Here is a 16,994-nt window from a genome sequence, read left to right as displayed (position 1 = left end):
GAGAACGGAATATCGCTCCGAGTGGTGAGGAGCCGCCATGACGGACCGCGACGACGTGCTCGGCCGGGCCCGCGTGATCGACAACGCCGACCTGCGCGCCTACTACGACAAGCTCGCCCGGCTCGACGCCGGCGCGCTGTGGACCGTCGCCAACCGGATCGAGCCGTGGTACCCGCAGCCGGAGTCGGTGCCGGTCAAGTGGGCCTACCGCGACCTGAGGCCCCTGGTGCTGGAAGCGCTGCGGCTGGTCAGCGGCGACGACGCGGGCCGGCGCGTGGTCGCGCTGTACAACCCGCGGCGGCGCGACATCGCGGCCACCGTCGGCCTGCTCTACAGCGGCCTCCAGGTGATGGGTCCCGGCGAGTCGATGACCGCCCACCGCCACCAGGCCGCCGCGCTGCGGTTCGTCCTGGAGGGCACCGGCGCGTGGACGATCGTGGACGGGCAGAAGCTCAAGGTCGGCCCGCGCGACTTCGCCATCACGCCCAACTGGACGTGGCACGAGCACGGCAACGAGGGCGAGGACGGACCGGTGATCTGGCAGGACGGCCTGGACATCCCGCTGGTCAACGCGCTCGACGCGGGGTTCTACGAGGTGCACCCCGACGTCTACCAGAAGCAGGAGGGCATCACGAACTCCTCGCTGCGCGTCTACGGCGCGGGACAGTTGCGCCCCTTCGGCGACCCGTGGCACAAGAACCACTCGCCGCTGCTGGCCTACCCGTGGGAACCCACCTACGAGGCGCTGCTCAACGCCGCCGAGGCGACCGACGGCTCGCCGTACGACGGGATCATCATGGAGTACAGCAACCCGATGACCGGCGGCTCGGTCATGCCGACCATGAGCGCGCACATGCAGCTGCTGCGCCCCGGCGAGAGCACCCTGGCGCACCGGCAGGTCGGCTCCAAGATCTACACCGCCGCGAAGGGCAGCGGGTACTCCGTGGTGGCCGGCACGCGCCTCGACTGGACCGAGGGCGACATCTTCTGCGTGCCGTCGTGGGCCTGGCACGAGCACGCCAACGCGAGCCGGTCCGACGACGCGTGCCTGTTCTCCTTCAACGACTTCCCCGTGATGCGCGCGCTCGGCTTCTTCCGGGAGGAGCCCTACCCCGACAACGACGGCCACCAACCGGTCGCCTGACCGGGCGGGAGAACCCCATGCTGCTGGTCACCTTCTCCACCGGGGACGGCCGCCACCGCCTCGGCGTGCGGCGGGACGCCGAGGTGGTCGACGTCGGCGCGCTGTCCCCCGGCGCGCCCGCCTCCCTGTGGGACGTCGTGCGCGACGACGCCGCCGACGCCGTCGCGGCCCTGCTCGCCGGCCCGGTCCCGGAGTCCGCGCGGCACCCCGTCGGCGCGGTGCGGCTGCACGCGCCGCTGCGGCCGGGCAAGATCGTCGGCGTCGGGCTCAACTACACCGAGCACGTCGCGGAATCGGCGCGGGCGCTGGACACCGCGCACGAGCTGCCGCAGCGACCGGTGCTGTTCTGCAAGCCCGCCACCGCCGTCATCGGTCCCGACGAGGCGATCGAGCACGACGCGTCGCTGACCGCGCAGCTGGACTGGGAGTGCGAGCTGGCCGTCGTGATCGGGCGGACGGCGAAGCGGGTGCCGCCCGAACGCGCCCTGGAGCACGTCTTCGGCTACAGCGTCGTCAACGACGTCAGCGCGCGCGACCAGCGGCGCGGCGGGCTGTGGTTCTACTCCAAGGGGCAGGACACCTACGCGCCGTTCGGGCCGGCGGTCCGCACCGCCGACGAGATACCCGACCCGCACGCGCTGGACCTCTGCCTGCGCGTCAACGGCGAGGTCAAGCAGCGGTCCAACACCCGCTACATGCTGTTCCGGGTGCCCGAGCTGATCGCCGACATCAGCGCGGGCATCACGCTGGAGCCCGGCGACGTCATCGCCACCGGCACGCCGTCCGGCGTCGGCGCCGGGCGGTCGCCCCAGCAGTGGCTGCGGCCCGGTGACGTGGTCGAGGCGTTCGTGCAGCACATCGGCACCCTGCGCAACCCGGTGGTGGCCGTCCGATGAGCCGCGCCTACCGGATCGGGCAGATCGTGCCCAGCTCCAACGTGACGATGGAGACCGAGGTGCCCGCGATCTTCCGGGCGCGGGAGGCCGTCGCGCCCGAGCGGTTCACCTTCCACTCCAGCCGGATGCGCATGACGCGCGTGACACCGGAGGAGCTGGCCGCGATGGACGCCGACTCCGGGCGGTGCGCCGCCGAGCTGTCCGACGCGCGGGTCGACGTGCTCGGCTACGCCTGCCTGGTGGCCGTCATGAGCCTCGGCCGGGGCCGCCACCGCGTCGCCGAGCGGTCCCTCGCGCGGGTCGCCGCCGACCACGGCGCGCCCGCGCCGGTCGTCACCAGCGCCGGCGCGCTCGTCGACGCGCTGCACCTGCTGGGCGCGCGCACCGTCGCCGTGATCTGCCCCTACCTCCGGCCGCTGGCCGAGACCGTCGTCGGCTACCTGCGCGCCGAGGGCATCGGCGTCACCGACTGCACCGCCCTGGGCATCGCGGACAACCTCCGGGTGGCCGCGCACGACCCGGCGGACCTCGTCCCGCTCGCCGCCGCGCTCGACCACCGCGACGCGGACGCCGTCGTGCTGTCCGCCTGCGTCCAGCTCCCCTCGCTGGCCGCGATCGAGGTCGTGGAACGCGCGCTGGGCAAGCCCGTGCTCTCCGCGTCGACCGCGACCGCGCACCAGCTGATGCGGGCGCTCGACCTGCCCGCCGTCGCGCCGGGCGCGGGCACGCTGCTGGCGGGCGGCCACGCGGAGACCCCGTTCCGCGGCGGCGGGCGCTGACCCGCGCCCGCGCCCGACGCTCCGGGAAGGAGTGCTGCCGGTGCCACCGACCAGATCGGCCCACGTGGACACGTTCTGCCGCGACCGCCTCCCGCCGCCCGAGCAGCAGCCCGAGTTCCTGTTCGACCTGCCCGAGCTGCGCTACCCCGACCGCCTGAACTGCGCGCAGCGCCTGCTCGACGACGCCATCCGCCGGTTCGGCGGCGACCGGCCGTGCCTGCGCACCCCGGCCGACTGCTGGAGCTACGCCGAGCTGGCCCGGCGCAGCGACCGGATCGCCCGCGTCCTGGCCGAGGACCTCGGCGTGCGGCCCGGCAACCGGGTGATGCTGCGCGGGCCGAACAACCCGTGGACGGTCGCCGCGTGGCTGGCGGTGGTCAAGGCGGGCGGCGTGGCGGTGACCGTCATGCCGCTGCTGCGCGCCGGTGAGATCGCCGAGCTCGTGGCCATCACGAGACCGGCGCTGGTGCTCGCCGACCACCGGTTCGCCGACGACCTGCCCGCGCCGCCCGCCGGCCCGGTGGTCGTCGGCTACGGCGGCGCGGGCCCGGCGGACCTCGTCGCGCGCGCCGAGTCCAAGGTGGACGGTTTCCGGTGCGTGGACACCGCCGCCGACGACGTCGTGCTGCTCGCGCCGACCTCCGGCACCACCGGCAGGCCCAAGGCCACCATGCACTACCACCGGGACGTGCTGGCGTGCGCGGACACCTTCGCGCGGCACGTGCTGCGGCCCCGGCCCGACGACCTGTTCACCGGGACGCCGCCGCTGGGGTTCACCTTCGGCCTGGGCGGCCTGGTGGTGTTCCCGCTGCGCTGCGGCGCGTCGACCCTGCTGCTGGAACGCGCGACGCCCGCCGAGCTCGCCGACGCGATCGCCGCGCACGGCGTGACGGTGCTGTTCACCGCGCCCACCGCCTACAAGGCGATGCTCGCGGCGGGCAAGGCGCCCGCGCTGGCCGGCCTGCGGCGCTGCGTGTCCGCCGGCGAGCACCTGCCCGCGTCCACCTGGGAGCGCTTCCACCGGGCGACCGGGCTGCGCATCATCGACGGCATCGGCGGCACCGAGCTCCTGCACATCTTCATCTCGGCCGCCGACGACGACATCCGGCCCGGCGCGACCGGCCGGGCCGTGCCCGGCTACCGGGCCGCCGTGCTCGACGACGACGGGCGGCCGGTGCCGGACGGCGTGCCCGGCAGGCTCGCGGTGAAGGGACCGACCGGCTGCCGCTACCTCGCCGACGACCGCCAGCGCGACTACGTGCGGCACGGCTGGAACCTGACCGGCGACACCTACGTGCGCGACGCCGACGGCTACTTCTGGTTCCAGGCCCGCGACGACGACATGATCGTCTCCGCCGGGTACAACATCGCCGGGCCCGAGGTGGAGGCGGCGCTGCTCGACCACCCCGACGTCGCCGAGACCGCCGTCGTCGCCGCGCCGGACGCCGACCGGGGCGCGGTCGTGTGCGCGTTCGTCGTGCTGCGGGCCGGCGTCACCGGCGACACCGCGAAGGCCGCCGAGCTCCAGGCGTTCGTCAAGGCCGCGATCGCGCCCTACAAGTACCCCAGGCGGGTCGAGTTCACGGCCGCGCTGCCGAAGACGCCCAGCGGCAAGGTCCAGCGCTACCGGCTGCGGCGGCTGGTGGCCGAGCCAGGGACGCCGTCGGGCGACGCGCTGATACCGTGACGACGTGACGACGGTACCGGCCGCCGGCGAGGCGGGGTTCGCCGACGGCGACACGTCCACGAAGGCGGCCCGGCCCCGGCAGCTGATCGTGACGCTGTACGGCCTGTTCGCCAGGGGCCGCGGCGGGTGGCTGTCGGTCGCGTCGGTGGTGGGCCTGCTGCGCGAGCTGGACGTCGACGAGCCCGCCGTGCGGTCGTCGGTCTCCCGCCTCAAGCGGCGCGACGTCCTCCAGGCGGAACGCCGCGACGGCACCGCCGGGTACGCGCTGTCCCCGGCGGGGCTGGCGATCCTGCGCGAGGGCGACCACCGCATCTTCCGGCGCGAGCGGGCGACGTCGGCCGACGGCTGGCTGCTGGCCGTGTTCTCCGTGCCCGAGGCCGAGCGCCACAAGCGGCACCTGCTGCGCTCCCAGCTGAGCAGGCTCGGGTTCGGCACCGCCGCGCCGGGCGTCTGGATCGCGCCCGCCCACCTGCACGAGCCGACCGCCGACATCCTGCGCAGCCAGGACCTGCACGGCTACGCCGACCTGTTCCGCGCCGACCACCTGGCGTTCGGCGACCTGGCCGCGAAGGTGCGCCGGTGGTGGGACCTCGACCAGCTGGAGGCGCTGTACTCGGCGTTCCTCGCCGAGCACGGGCCGACGCCGGACCGCCACCGGCGGGCGGTCGACGGCCGCGCCGCGTTCGTCGACTACGTCCGCCTGCTCACCGACTGGCGGCGGCTGCCCTACCTCGACCCCGGCCTGCCCGAGGACCTGCTGCCGCCCGACTGGATCGGCGTCCGCGCGGCGGACCTGTTCTTCTCGCTCCAGGACCGCCTGGAGGACGCCGCCCGCGCCTACGGCAGCCGCGTCATCGGGGCTTGACGGCGCGGTTCCGCCGCACGACCAGCACCACCGTCCACACCACGTCGACGACCAGCACGACGGCCCAGACCCGACCGGCCCCGTACAGGAACGCGTCCGCGCCGTCCCGCCCGACCCGGCCCAGGAGGACCGTGCCGAGGTCGCGCGTCAGCAGGTCGCGCACCCACGACAGGTCGAACAGCGCCAGGACGGCCTGCGCGGCGGCGAACAGTCCACTGTGGACGAGGAGGTCCGAGAGCAGCCTCGCCGGGGACTTCGGCGGCTCGGACTTCGACGAGCCCGACCGCTCCGGCTGCGACGGCTCCGGCCCCGACCGCTCCGGCTGCAACCGCTCCGGCTGCAACCGCTCCGGCTGCGACCGCTCCGGCTGCGACGGCTCGGACCGCGACGAGCCGCCGTCCCGGTCCGCCCCGGTCTCCCCCGGCCCGGCCGCGACCTCCGCCGCACCGGCCACGGGTCCCGCCCCGGCCTCCCCCACCACCGGCGGTGGCGGCGGGAACTCCTCGACACCCAGGCGGCGCACCGCGCGCGGCACGACGACCGCGCCGGCCAGGATCATCGCGCCCGCCACCACGCACGCCACCGACCAGGCCGCACCGTCGTAGAGCGCGCCCGCCGCCAGGCTGCCGACCAGCCCGCCGACCAGGCACGCCGACTCGTACACCCCCATGCCGCGCCCGACCTGGCCACCCGACGCCTCGGCGATCACCGCCTGCTGGATCGGCAGCACCGCCGCCCAGGCCACGCCGCTGAGCACCCACAGCGCGGCGATCACGTACGGGTCCGGCGCCCACGACAGGCTCACCGCGAACGCGCAACTGGCCACCGACGCCGCCATCAGCACCCGTGAGCGGCCGAACCGCACCACGTACCGGTGCAGGCGCCCCGCCGCCACGCTCATCACGATCGCGCCCGGCAGGAACACATAGGCGACCTGCACCACCTCCAGCCCGAACCCGCGCTGGAGGTGCAACAGCAGCAGCAGCGACACGGCGGACTCGGCGGCCATCGTCATCACCACCGCGAACAGCATCGGCCGCAGCCGCCGCCCGACCGCGCCCAACCCGACCGCGCCCAACCCGACCGCGCCCAACCCGGCCGCCTCGACGCCCGCGCCCGACCGCACGCCGCGCCGGGGCGCGGCGAACAGCAGCGCCGCCGCCGCCAGGCACGCCGCGGCGCACGCCTGGAACAGCCCGCCGAACCCGATCGCGCCCAGCAGCGCCAGGCCCGCCACGAACGCCACCCACGAGCCGGTCTCCTGCGCCGCCAGCAGGCGCGGGAACACCGCCGAGTCCTCGGCGAGCCGTTCGCTGACGATCGCGGAGACCGCGACCCACAGCAGCGCGCCGCCCGCGCCGCCCACCGCCGCCGCCGCGTACGCGACGACCACGTCGCCCGCCACCGCGTACCCGGCGCACGACACCGCGTACAGCAGCGCGCCCGCGCCCGCCACGTGCCGGCGCTCGCACCGGTCGGCCAGCACGCCGGCGACCGGCCGGACCACCACCGACAACGCCATCTCCACCGCCAGCAGCACACCGACCTCGGTCGCGCCGAGCCCCAGCGCGATGCCCGCCCACAGCGGCAGCACGAAGTCGATCAACTCCGCCGGCCCGTTGGTCAGCGTGGCCGCCCACAACGTCCGCCGCTCCCTGCGGCGCGCGTCCTCCACGGTCTCCCCCTCGAAACACCGAACGCCGTTCGTTCTACTCCGAACGGTATACTGGGTTTTGCCATGAACGCAAAGAACCAGGCCCTGGACCTGCTGTGGAACCCCGACCGGCGGCCCTCCAGGGGTCCGCGGCGCGGGCTCACGATGGACCGCATCGTCGCCGCCGCGATCGAGGTCGTCGAGGCGGAGGGCCTGGCCGCGCTGTCCATGCGCAGGGTCGCGACGCAGCTCGGCGTCGGCACCGCGTCGCTCTACACCTACCTGCCGGGCAAGACGGAGCTGGCCGCGCTGATGCTCGACGCGATGGCCGCGGAGGACCCGCTGCCGCACGAGTGGCCGGGCGACTGGCGGGCGAAGCTGACGGCCTGCGCCCGCGCCGACTGGGTCGGCTTCCGCAGCCACCCGTGGGTGCTCCACCTGCTGGCGACCACGCCCGCGCCCGGCCCGAACGCGCTTCGCTGGCTCGACTCCGCCCTGTCCGTGCTGGCCGACACGGGGCTCACCGAGTCCGAGAAGATGGCCGTGATCGAGTCGGTCGACGCCTACGTGCGGGGTCTGGCCCGCCTCCAGATCGACACCGACGCGCACGCCGAGAACCCGGAGGAGCTGCGCGAACGGGACGCGGAGCTGGGCAGGCTGGTCGACTTCGACCGGTACCCGGCCCTGCTGCGGGCCCTGCGGGAGGGCGTGGCCCCGTGGTCGGGCGACCAGTTCGAGTTCGGCCTGCAACGCCTGCTCGACGGAGTGGAGGCCCTGATCGAGGCCCGTGCGAAGCGCTGAGGCGGCGGCGCCGGCGGTGCGCCGGGGCGGCGGCGCCCGCCCGGCGCGCCGGAGCCCGTGGTCAGCGGCCGAGCGCGACGCGCACCCGGCCGATCACGGCGTCCTCGTCCGCGCCCACCCGGCCGTCGGCGGAGGCGACCTTCCCGCACATCGCCAGCACGGCGTCGGCGAACCCCTCCGCGTCGGCGGCCGACCGCCGGGCGAGCAGCGCCACCGAGGCGCGCAGGGCGGCCAGCACGCCCTCCTCGACGTCGGCCAGCGAGCCGGCGGGCAGTTCGGGCGCGCCCGCGTCCACGACCTCCCGCACGGCGGGCGGCAGCGTCGCCATCGCCTCGACCCCCGCGTGGCTCTCCTGGTCGAGCGCGCCTTCCTCCGCCACCGACACCAGCACCATCGCGCCGTAGACCGCCGTGCGCAGAGTCCGGCTCTCCTCGTCCGTGTACGCCCTCATGTGATCCACTTTAGGACGGTCGGGGGCGCGCCGAGGCGCAGTCGCCGACAATGCCGTCCGAAGTGTCACGGGTAACACGCCAGGCTGCCCCGGAGAACCTGTTATGCACACTCGGGATACCGGTCCGGCGTCCGGCCCTGCATCATTCACCGGTGAGTCGAGACCACCACACCACCCGTGTCCCCGGCCTGGCGATGACCGACCACCGGTTCACCGTCCCGGTCGACCACGCCGACCCGTCGGCGGGCAGCCTGACCGTCTTCGCGCGGGAGGTCGTCGACCCGGCGAAGGTCGGGAAACCCTTGCCGTGGCTGCTGTTCCTCCAGGGCGGACCGGGCGGGAGGGCGCCCCGGCCCGCCGCCGCCCGCGGCTGGTTGCGCCGCGCGGTGCGGTCCCACCGCGTGCTGCTGCTCGACCAGCGCGGCACGGGGCGCAGCACGCCGGTGACCGCGCGGACCGCCGCCGAGCTGGGTCCGCGCCTCGCGTCCTACCTGGCCCACTTCCGGGCCGACGCCATCGTGGCCGACGCCGAGCTGGTGCGGCGTGGGCTGTGCGGCGACGAACCGTGGGAGACGCTGGGCCAGAGCTACGGCGGTTTCCTCACGCTGACCTACCTCTCCGTTGCGCCCCAAGGGTTACGGTCCTGCTACATCACCGGCGGGCTGCCGGGGCTGACGGCCACGGCGGACGACGTCTACGCCCGGACGTACCCGCGCGTGCGGGCCAAGGTGGACGCCTTCTACGCGCGGCACCCCGGCGACGCCGACCGAGTGCGGCGGATCGCGGACCTGCTGCCGGTGGCGCTGCCCGACGGCGACCGCCTCACCCTGGACCGGTTGCGGACGCTGGGGTTCGCGCTCGGCACGGGCGACGGGGCCGAGCGCCTGCACTGGTTGCTGGAGCAGGCTTTCGACGGCGACGGGCTGTCGGACGCGTTCCTCTACGAGGTGCTGGCGTGGACCTCCTACGCCGGGCGACCGCTGTTCGCGACGCTGCACGAGTCCATCTACGGGCAGGGCGGCAAGCCCACCGCCTGGGCCGCGCACCGCGCGCTGGCCGCGTTCCCCGAGTTCACGGCGGACAGCGACCCGCTGCTGCTCACCGGCGAGATGATCTACCCGTGGATGTTCGAGGACGTCCGCTGCCTGCGGCCGTTCGCCGACGCCGCGCACCAACTGGCCGAGTGGTCCGAGTGGACGCCGCTGTACGACCCGGACCGGTTGGCGCGCAACGAGGTCCCGGTCGCCGCCGCCGTCTACCACGACGACATGTACGTCGACGCCGGGCTGTCGCTCGACACGGCGGGCCGGGTGGGCGCGCTGCGGGCGTGGGTGACCAACGAGTGGGAGCACGACGGCGTGTCGGCGTCGGGCGAACGCGTGCTGGACCGGCTCATCGACATGGCCGCCGGCCAGGTGTGACCGGGGCTGCGCGATCCCGTAGGTCAATTGGCAACCAATTGGACGTGCACCCGGTCAACTCTTGCCATGCCGCGCCCGGCGCGCTTCACTGGCCAGGTCCGCGGGGAAGCCGACCGGAGGTGGACGTGATCAGCAGGATCGTCGTGGCGGCGGGACTCGTCGCCGGGCTGCTCGGCGCCGCTCCGGCGGACGCCTCGGCCCGGACCCTCCTTCCCGCCGTCAGCATGGAGGCGGTGCTCAAGGCGGCGCAGATCGACCCGCGCCGGTCCGACTCGGCGATCACGCCGGGCAGCGGGGACGGCGTGCTGCTGGTGGAGCAGGCGCTGAGCGCGCGCGGCCTGCTGGACGCGGCCTACGCGGACGGCCACTTCGGCACCCGCACCGTCGACGCGTACGCGGCCTACCAGCGCTCGCTGGGCTACACGGGCCTCGACGCGTCCGGCCTGCCGGGCCAGACCTCGCTGCGGCGGCTGGGCGAGCAGCGCTACACCGTCACGGCCACCGTGTCGGCGGGCGACAGGCTGACCTATCGCGGCGCGCTGATGAACGCGCGCACCAAGGCGATGCTGGTCGAGGCGGAACGGCTGCTCGGCAGGCAGCTCGACATCACGCAGGGCTCGTACAACACCGGCAACCCCGGCTCGGCGGGCACCCACGACGGCGGCGGCGCGCTGGACCTCTCCGTGGCGGGCATGTCCGCCGCCACGCGCACGGCCGTCGCGAAGGCGTTGCGGCAGGTCGGTTTCGCGGCCTGGGTGCGCACACCGGCGCAGGGCGACTGGGGTTACCACATCCACGCGGTGGCCCTGGCGGACCCGGACCTGTCGCCGGCCGCGCAGCACCAGGCCGGCGACTACTACCTGGGCTACAACGGCCTGGCCAACCGCGCGCCCGACGACGGGCCCGCCGTGGCCAAGAGGACGTGGGAGGACTACAACCGCTGACCACGCGCGGAACGGCCCCGCCCCGCCGTGGGACGGGGCCGTCGCGTCACGTGGCCAGGCCGTCACCCGGCGAAAGGCCGTCGCACCGCCGGGTGAGCCCGTCACCCCGTGCAGCCGTCGCGCGCGGGCCGGCCGACGCGCTCACCTCCCGCCCAGCGCCAGCAGCTCGGAGACCGTGGCGAACCGGTAGCCGCGCTCGCGCAGCCGGTCGACGACCGGGCCGATCGCCTCCCGCGTCCGGGCCCGCGCCGGGTACATGGCGTGCAGCAGGACGATCGACCCCGGCCTGACCTGCTCGACGGTGGCCGCCACCAGCTCCTCCGCGCCCACCCCGGCGTCCGCCGAGTCCGGCTCGACGTCCCAGGTGACCGTCCGGCGGTGGTGCTCGTCCAGGTACCGGGGCAGCGCGAAGAGCTTCTTGCCGTTGGGCGGCCGGAAGGTGATCTCCCCGGTGTACCCGGCCTCGCGGATCAGCGCGTCGGTGCGCTCGACCTCCTCGGCGACCCGGCCCGGCGACACGAACACCATCCGCTCGTGCGAGTACGAGTGGTTGCCCAGCTCGTGCCCGGCGGCGGCGATCTCCCGCCCCAGCCCCGGCTGCGCCGCCAGCTCGCGACCGGTCAGGTAGAACGTCGCGCGCACGCCCTTCGCCGCCAGCACGTCGAGCACCGGCCGGGTGCCCGCCGGGTCGGGCCCGTCGTCGAAGGTCAGCGCGACCACGCGCTCGTCCGTCTCCACCCGGCTGGTGAGGCCGCCGAAGAGCTGGAACGTGCGGGCGTTGGCCAGCGCGGACAGCCCCCACGCGCCCGACGACAGCACCAGGGACGCGGCCACGGCGACGACCGTCCACCGGCGCGCACGCGCGCCCGTCGGCAGTAAGCGCATCGGGTCATCGTGGCCGATCACCGACCGTGATCAAGATGGACCCGGCGGGCCTCGGTCGTCGGACGCCAGACCCCGCACGTCCGGCCGAAGTAAGGCAATGCTGCGTAGTGCGTCTGCCCCTGATACCTACCCGAAAGGGTTAACGATGACCCGTTCGGAGGTACGACGTTATGGCTTCGTTACCACCAGGGCGTATCCCCTAGGCCAAAACGCACACGTCATGGGTGTAGACGGGGGATCGTGTCCACTGCGACGACGGGAGGCCGAGTGGCGATCAAGTTCATCAAGAAGCCGCCGCCAGGCGATGCGTGCGGCTCGGGGGGAGTCGGCGTCGAGTCCGTGACGAGGCTGCGGGTGCCGGCGGAACTGCTCAACCGGCACGACGGCCGGGTCCTCGACCCCGGCGCGGTGGCGGCGGCGGGCGGCTGGCCCGCGCCGCGCTCGACCGCGTACCGGCCGCGGGTGCTGCTGGTGCCCGAGGACGTGCTGCGGGACGAGGTCGGGCTCGGCGCGATCCGCCGGGTGCTCAACGGGGCGGGTATCGACCTGACCACTCCCGAGGTCGGGGAGGGCACCCTGCCGCGCCCCGTGGTGCTGCGCCCGCTGGCCGGCAGGCGGGACGTCGACTCGTGGGCGGCGCTCCAGGAACTGCGGGCCGCCGCCGACCGCGACGACGTCGAGTTCGACCGCGACCTCGTCGGGCGCATCAGCCTGGAGCACCTGATGTTCAGCGCCGTCACCATCACCGGGACGCCGTGGGACACCAACGGCGACATCGTGAACGGCTCCTACCGCCGGTCCGACGCCGGGTTCTCGCGGATGCCGGTCACGCTCGTCGCCGAACCGCCGCCGCGCGGCGAGGTCGGCACCGAGCGGTTCGCCCGGCGGCCCGTCGTCGCCGTGCTGGACTCGGGGATCGGGCCGCACCCGTGGTTCGGCCTCAGCGACCGCAGCGCGCCGCCGCCCGAGGACAGCTTCATCTCCGTGCTGGACGAGGCCCAGGAAGCGATCCGGTGCAACGCCGCCGTCACCTGCGCCGGCACGTCGGCGCAGGCGCTCACGGACTTCTGGGACGAGCCCGCGACCACGGACCGCCTGATCAAGGACGTGGACAGCAACACCGGGCACGGCACGTTCATCGCGGGCATCATCCGGCAGGCCGCGCCGCGCGCGGACGTGCTCGCCGTCCGGGTCATGCACAGCGACGGCGTCGCCTACGGCTCGGACGTCATCGCCGCGCTGGAGGCGATCTCGCGGCGGGTCGCCCGCGCGCAGGACGAGGGCCGCCCCGAGGACATGGTCGACGTCGTGTCGCTCTCCCTGGGGTACCTGGACGAGTCGCCGTCCGACGCCAAGTACACCTCGCACCTCGCGGAGGTCGTCGGCCGCCTGGTCGGGCAGGGCGTGCTGGTGCTGGCCGCGTCCGGCAACAACTCGACCAGCAGGCGCTTCTACCCGGCGGCGCTGGCCGAGCTGCCCGACGACCCGGCCGGGGGGCCCGGGGTGATCAGCGTCGGCGCGCTCAACCCCAACTCGACCAAGGCCGGGTTCTCCAACGACGGCGAGTGGGTCACGTGCTGGGCGACCGGCGCGGGCATCATCAGCACCTTCCCGACCGACGTGACCGGGCCGCGGCAGCCCGTGCTGTCCGACTCGCAGCGCAGCGGTTTCGACCCGGACGACTTCGACAGCGGGTTCGCGGTGTGGGACGGCACCTCGTTCGCGACGCCGCTGGCCGCCGCCGCCGTGGCCAACGCGCTGATCGACGTGGCGGCGGAGGACACCGGCCTGAGCCTCGCCCAGGTCGACCGGAAGACCGTGATCGAGCGTGCGCGGGCGGCGATGGAACGCTGCTATGTGCAGTACCCGTTCTGACGGGCGGCACCTCGGCGGCAAGCCCCTCGGCGACCACGAGGGGCTTGCCGTCCTGTTCGAGGCGGCGCGCGACGGCGACCGCCGGGCGCTCGGCCGGCTCGCCGAGGCGCTGACCCCGTTGCTGTGGCAGGTCGCGCGGGCCCAGGGCCTGGACCGGGAGCGCAGCGCGGACGCCGTCCAGACCGCCTGGCTGCGGCTGCTCGGCTCGCTGGCCGACATCCACACGCCCCGCGCGCTGACCGCGTGGCTGGTGACCGTCACGAAGCGGGTCGCGTGGGCCATGCGGACCGAGCAGCGGTCCGGCGAGCTGGTCGGCGCGCTGCCGGACGACGTGGTCGACCCCGCGCCTGGCCCCGACGAGCAGGCCGCGTTCGCCGACCGCCGCGTCCGGCTGTGGGCGGCGGTGAACCGGCTGTCGCACCGCTGCCGCGAACTGCTGCGGGTGATCGCGTTCGTCCCCCGGCCGGACTACGCGGACATCAGCGCCGCGCTCGACATGCCCAGGGGCAGCATCGGCCCGACCAGGGGGCGCTGCCTGGCCCAGCTCCGCAAGCAGCTGTTGGCCGACGACGAGGGGAGCTGGCGGTGAGCCGCGACGACCCGGACGGCCCCCTCGGGAAGCTCGACGACCTCGACGGCCGGGTGCTGCGCGAGGTGCGGTGGCTGTGGGAGTCGCTGGACCCGGCGCCCGCCGACCTGGTCGACCGCATCCGGTTCGCGGTGGAGCTGGAGGACTCCGAGGTCGAGGTGGTCCGGGTCATCGAGCACCGCGAGGTCGCCGGGGTGCGGGGCGACGTGCACTCCCGCATGATCACGTTCGCCGGCGGCACCGTGGACTTCATGGTCAACGTGCAGGCGCGGGGCGACGGGACGTACCGCGTGGACGGCTGGCTCTCGCCGCCCGCGCCGCACGAGGTCGAGGTGCGCACCCCCGCCGGACCGCTGCGCACCAGCGCCAACGAGGACGGGAGGTTCGCACTCGGACGCATCCCGTCGGGTTTCGTCCAGTTCGTGATCCGACCAAGGGGCCGGACGAGTGCCGTAAGTACCCCGACGATGACACTATAGGCCCGGTGAGCGACCGTGTGCGGGACCTGCATCAGCGCGCGATCGAGGAGATCAACAGCGGCCGGCCCGCCGTGGGGGCGCGCTTGCTGCGCGAAGCCCTGCGCCTGGCCGACCGCGCGGAGCCGTTGACCGCGCGGTTGCTGGGCACGTTGGCCGCCGCCGAGGTCGCGCAGGGCAACACCGGCCGGGCCCTGGAGCTGCTGGACGAGGCCGACGAGGTCGTCACCGCGGAGGACCGGCACCTGCTGCTGTCGCAGCGGGCGCTGGTCGCCGTCCTCACCGGGCGGATGGACGACGCGCTGAGCCTGTTCGACGACGCCATCCTGCGGCTGCGGCGCACCGACCAGAAGGCGGCGCTGACGCGGGTGCTGCTCAACCGCGGGATGCTGCACCAGATCGCGGGCCGGGTCCGGCTGGCGCTGGCCGACCTGGACCAGTGCGCGCAGCTGGGCGCGTCGCTCGGGCCCGACGAGGGCATGCCGCGCACCGTCGCCAAGGCCGTGCACGGCCGGGGCCAGTGCCGGGTGCTGACCGGTGACATCCCCGGCGCGCTGCGGGACTTCGACATCGCCGCCGAGGTCTACGCCGACCAGGGCCAGGGGATGCTGGCCGTGCTCGCCGGCGACCGGGCGCGGGCGCTGCTCGCGGCGGGCCTGCCCAGCGAGGCGGCGACCGAGCTGGACACGTTCCTCAAGCGGGTGCCCGAGCTGCGGATGGGCCACGAGCACGCCGAGGCCGAGCTGACGATGGCGCGGGCCCGGCTCGCCGCGGGCGACCCGGCCGAGGCGCGGCGGTGGGCCGACCGGGCCCGGCTGCACTTCCGCCGCCGCCGCAACGACACGTGGGCCGCCGTCGCGGAACTGGCGATGCTGCGGGCGGACTTCGCGGCGGGCAACGGCACCGTCCGCGTCGCCCGCGCGGCGGCCCGGCTCGCCGACCGGCTGCGCTCGCTGGGCCTGCGCAACGACGCCGAGGAGGCCGACCTGCTCGCCGCGCGCACCTACCTCGCCAGGGGCCGGACGGCCGAGGCGCGCGTGCACCTGTCCGGCCGCGACCGCCCCGGCGCGCCGCTGACCACGAGGCTGCTGCGCAGGCTCGTCCTGGCCGAGCTCGGCGCGGCCGAGGGCGACCAGCGCCGCACGTTCGCCGAGGCACGCGCCGGCCTGGCGCTGCTGCGCGAGCACCGCGGCCGGTTCGGCAGCCTCGATCTCCAGACCGGCACCACCTCGCTGGGCGGCGAGCTGGCCCGCGCCGGCCTCGCGGCGGCGCTGGAGAACGGCAGGCCCGAGGTGGTCTACCGGTGGCTGGAGCGCTCGCGCGCGCAGGCGTTCCGCTTCCCGCCCGTCCGCACACCGGCCGACGAGCACACCGTCGACGCCGTCGCCGAGCTGCGGCAGCTCGCGCGGGAGGCCCGCGCCGCCGAGCTGAAGGGCAGCCAGGACACCGACGCGCTGCGCCGCGCCCGGCAGCTCGAACGCGAGATCCGGGCGAAGGGCTGGCGCACCGACGGCGTGGGCGGGCGCTCCGCCGAGGTCGGTTTCGGCGAGGTGAAGGCCGAGCTGGCCGACGCGGACAGCGTGCTGGTCAGCTTCCTCGTCGACGGCGGCAGGCTGCTGGCGCAGGTCGTCGGCGACCGCCGCGCCGACCTGCTCGGGCTCGGCGGCACCGCCGCGGTGTTCGAGGCCATCGCCCGGTTGCGCAGCGACCTCGACGCGGCGTGCGGCAGGCGGCTCCACCCGGCGCTGGAGCAGGTGATCCACACCTCGATCCGCCGCCAGCTGGGTGTGCTGTCCGAGCACCTGCTCGACCCGCTGCTGCCCGCCATCGGGGACCACAACGTGGTGCTCGTGCCGACCGGCGCGCTGTCGGCGATGCCGTGGGGCCTGCTGGACGCGTTGCGCGGGCGGCCGGTCACCGTGACGCCGTCGCCCTCGGCGTGGGTCTCGGCGAAGCGCACCACCCGGCCGGCCGGTCCCGTGCTGCTGGTCGGCGGCCCGAACCTCAAGCACTCGTCGGACGAGGTACGGCGGCTGGCGCGGATCTACCCCGACAGCACGGTGCTCGACGGCGACGACGCCACCGTGGACAACGCGCTCGCTGCGGTGAACCGCAGCAGCCTGGCGCACTTCGCCTCGCACGGCCACCACGAGCAGGAGAACGTGCTGTTCTCCCGGCTGGACCTCGTCGACGGTCCGCTGATGGCGCACGACGTGCACCAGCTGGCGGCCGTGCCGGACCACGTCGTGCTGTCGTCGTGCGACATCGGCCAGGCGGTGGTGCGGGCGGGCGACGAGATCCTGGGCTTCACCGCCGCCCTGCTCTACAGCGGCAGCCGGACCGTGGTGTCCAGCGTGGCGCGGGTCGACGACGAGGCGGCGGTCGAGGTGATGACCGCCTACCACCGGGCGCTGGCACGCGGCGTGCCGCCGGGTGAGGCGCTGGCCGACGCGACCCGGAGCGAGCCGTTGATGCCGTTCGTGTGCCACGGGTGGGGCGGGTGAGGGGGTGGGAGGGAGAGGGGGGA

General features: G+C 74.8%; 15 protein-coding genes. 12 read left to right on the top strand and 3 right to left on the bottom strand.

What is annotated here, in order from left to right; genetic code table 11:
• Positions 1 to 37 precede the first annotated feature (37 nt).
• The 5 genes from C8E97_RS17260 to C8E97_RS17240 are packed head-to-tail and all read left to right on the top strand — an operon-like array spanning position 38 to position 5,371.
• On the top strand, positions 38 to 1,144 hold the full coding sequence (locus tag C8E97_RS17260) for a cupin domain-containing protein (protein WP_121006653.1): 1,107 nt from the start codon (positions 38 to 40) through the stop codon (positions 1,142 to 1,144).
• Between the two features lie 17 nt (positions 1,145 to 1,161).
• Positions 1,162 to 2,040, top strand: a complete 879-nt coding sequence (locus tag C8E97_RS17255; RefSeq protein WP_121006652.1) for a fumarylacetoacetate hydrolase family protein — start codon at positions 1,162 to 1,164, stop codon at positions 2,038 to 2,040.
• Positions 2,037 to 2,819, top strand: coding sequence for a maleate cis-trans isomerase family protein (locus C8E97_RS17250; RefSeq protein ID WP_121006651.1), 783 nt, complete (start codon positions 2,037 to 2,039; stop codon positions 2,817 to 2,819). The genes C8E97_RS17255 and C8E97_RS17250 overlap by 4 nt, the downstream gene beginning before the upstream one ends.
• Before the next feature lie 40 nt (positions 2,820 to 2,859).
• Positions 2,860 to 4,506 (top strand): AMP-binding protein, encoded by a 1,647-nt coding sequence (locus C8E97_RS17245; RefSeq protein WP_121011715.1) that lies wholly within the window; start codon positions 2,860 to 2,862, stop codon positions 4,504 to 4,506.
• A gap of 4 nt (positions 4,507 to 4,510) precedes the next feature.
• A complete protein-coding gene (locus C8E97_RS17240) occupies positions 4,511 to 5,371 on the top strand; it encodes a PaaX family transcriptional regulator (RefSeq protein WP_121006650.1) in 861 nt (286 codons plus the stop codon).
• Here C8E97_RS17240 and C8E97_RS17235 read toward each other — a convergent pair.
• The gene (locus tag C8E97_RS17235; RefSeq protein WP_121006649.1) at positions 5,358 to 7,046 is read right to left on the bottom strand and encodes an MFS transporter; all 1,689 of its coding nucleotides are present in this window, start codon (positions 7,044 to 7,046) and stop codon (positions 5,358 to 5,360) included. The genes C8E97_RS17240 and C8E97_RS17235 overlap by 14 nt on opposite strands.
• A gap of 63 nt (positions 7,047 to 7,109) precedes the next feature.
• Here C8E97_RS17235 and C8E97_RS17230 point away from each other — a divergent pair, with 63 nt between their 5' ends.
• A complete protein-coding gene (locus C8E97_RS17230; RefSeq protein ID WP_121006648.1) occupies positions 7,110 to 7,826 on the top strand; it encodes a TetR/AcrR family transcriptional regulator in 717 nt (238 codons plus the stop codon).
• Positions 7,827 to 7,887: 61 nt separating this feature from the next.
• Here the strand turns inward: C8E97_RS17230 and C8E97_RS17225 are convergent, their stop codons facing one another.
• On the bottom strand, positions 7,888 to 8,277 hold the full coding sequence (locus C8E97_RS17225) for a hypothetical protein (protein WP_121006647.1): 390 nt from the start codon (positions 8,275 to 8,277) through the stop codon (positions 7,888 to 7,890).
• 152 nt (positions 8,278 to 8,429) lie between these two features.
• Here C8E97_RS17225 and C8E97_RS17220 point away from each other — a divergent pair, with 152 nt between their 5' ends.
• Entirely contained in the window at positions 8,430 to 9,698 is a 1,269-nt protein-coding gene (locus C8E97_RS17220; RefSeq protein WP_246018950.1) for an alpha/beta fold hydrolase, read from the top strand.
• Between the two features lie 125 nt (positions 9,699 to 9,823).
• Positions 9,824 to 10,642 carry a peptidoglycan-binding domain-containing protein gene (locus C8E97_RS17215; protein ID WP_121011712.1) on the top strand — a complete coding sequence of 273 codons (819 nt, stop codon included), beginning with the start codon at positions 9,824 to 9,826 and terminating at the stop codon, positions 10,640 to 10,642.
• Between the two features lie 141 nt (positions 10,643 to 10,783).
• Here the strand turns inward: C8E97_RS17215 and C8E97_RS17210 are convergent, their stop codons facing one another.
• Complete coding sequence (locus C8E97_RS17210; RefSeq protein ID WP_121011709.1) at positions 10,784 to 11,527, bottom strand: polysaccharide deacetylase family protein; 744 nt, start codon at positions 11,525 to 11,527, stop codon at positions 10,784 to 10,786.
• Positions 11,528 to 11,794: 267 nt separating this feature from the next.
• Between C8E97_RS17210 and C8E97_RS17205 the strand changes: the two genes are divergently transcribed.
• The 4 genes from C8E97_RS17205 to C8E97_RS17190 are packed head-to-tail and all read left to right on the top strand — an operon-like array spanning position 11,795 to position 16,971.
• A complete protein-coding gene (locus C8E97_RS17205) occupies positions 11,795 to 13,402 on the top strand; it encodes a S8 family serine peptidase (protein ID WP_121006645.1) in 1,608 nt (535 codons plus the stop codon).
• Positions 13,383 to 13,991: an RNA polymerase sigma factor gene (locus C8E97_RS17200; RefSeq protein ID WP_121006644.1), complete on the top strand. Its 609-nt coding sequence runs from the start codon at positions 13,383 to 13,385 to the stop codon at positions 13,989 to 13,991. The genes C8E97_RS17205 and C8E97_RS17200 overlap by 20 nt, the downstream gene beginning before the upstream one ends.
• The gene (locus tag C8E97_RS17195) at positions 13,988 to 14,470 is read left to right on the top strand and encodes a hypothetical protein (RefSeq protein WP_121006643.1); all 483 of its coding nucleotides are present in this window, start codon (positions 13,988 to 13,990) and stop codon (positions 14,468 to 14,470) included. The genes C8E97_RS17200 and C8E97_RS17195 overlap by 4 nt, the downstream gene beginning before the upstream one ends.
• A gap of 5 nt (positions 14,471 to 14,475) precedes the next feature.
• Positions 14,476 to 16,971: a CHAT domain-containing protein gene (locus tag C8E97_RS17190; RefSeq protein WP_246018948.1), complete on the top strand. Its 2,496-nt coding sequence runs from the start codon at positions 14,476 to 14,478 to the stop codon at positions 16,969 to 16,971.
• The last annotated feature ends 23 nt before the right edge of the window (positions 16,972 to 16,994 follow it).

Origin of the sequence: Saccharothrix australiensis, assembly GCF_003634935.1 — a bacterium.
GTDB lineage: Bacteria > Actinomycetota > Actinomycetes > Mycobacteriales > Pseudonocardiaceae > Actinosynnema > Actinosynnema australiense.
Note: the sequence above shows the minus strand (reverse complement) of the source record. Positions and strands in the feature narration are given on the sequence as shown.

Bases quoted from the DNA above. Each gene is read 5' to 3' on its own strand.
- C8E97_RS17260 (WP_121006653.1), top strand. From the start codon at position 38: ATGACGGACCGCGACGACGTGCTCGGCCGGGCCCGCGTGATCGACAAC.
- C8E97_RS17255 (WP_121006652.1), top strand. From the start codon at position 1,162: ATGCTGCTGGTCACCTTCTCCACCGGGGACGGCCGCCACCGCCTCGGC.
- C8E97_RS17250 (WP_121006651.1), top strand. From the start codon at position 2,037: ATGAGCCGCGCCTACCGGATCGGGCAGATCGTGCCCAGCTCCAACGTG.
- C8E97_RS17230 (WP_121006648.1), top strand. From the start codon at position 7,110: ATGAACGCAAAGAACCAGGCCCTGGACCTGCTGTGGAACCCCGACCGG.
- C8E97_RS17225 (WP_121006647.1), bottom strand. From the start codon at position 8,277: ATGAGGGCGTACACGGACGAGGAGAGCCGGACTCTGCGCACGGCGGTC.
- C8E97_RS17210 (WP_121011709.1), bottom strand. From the start codon at position 11,527: ATGCGCTTACTGCCGACGGGCGCGCGTGCGCGCCGGTGGACGGTCGTC.
- C8E97_RS17200 (WP_121006644.1), top strand. From the start codon at position 13,383: ATGTGCAGTACCCGTTCTGACGGGCGGCACCTCGGCGGCAAGCCCCTC.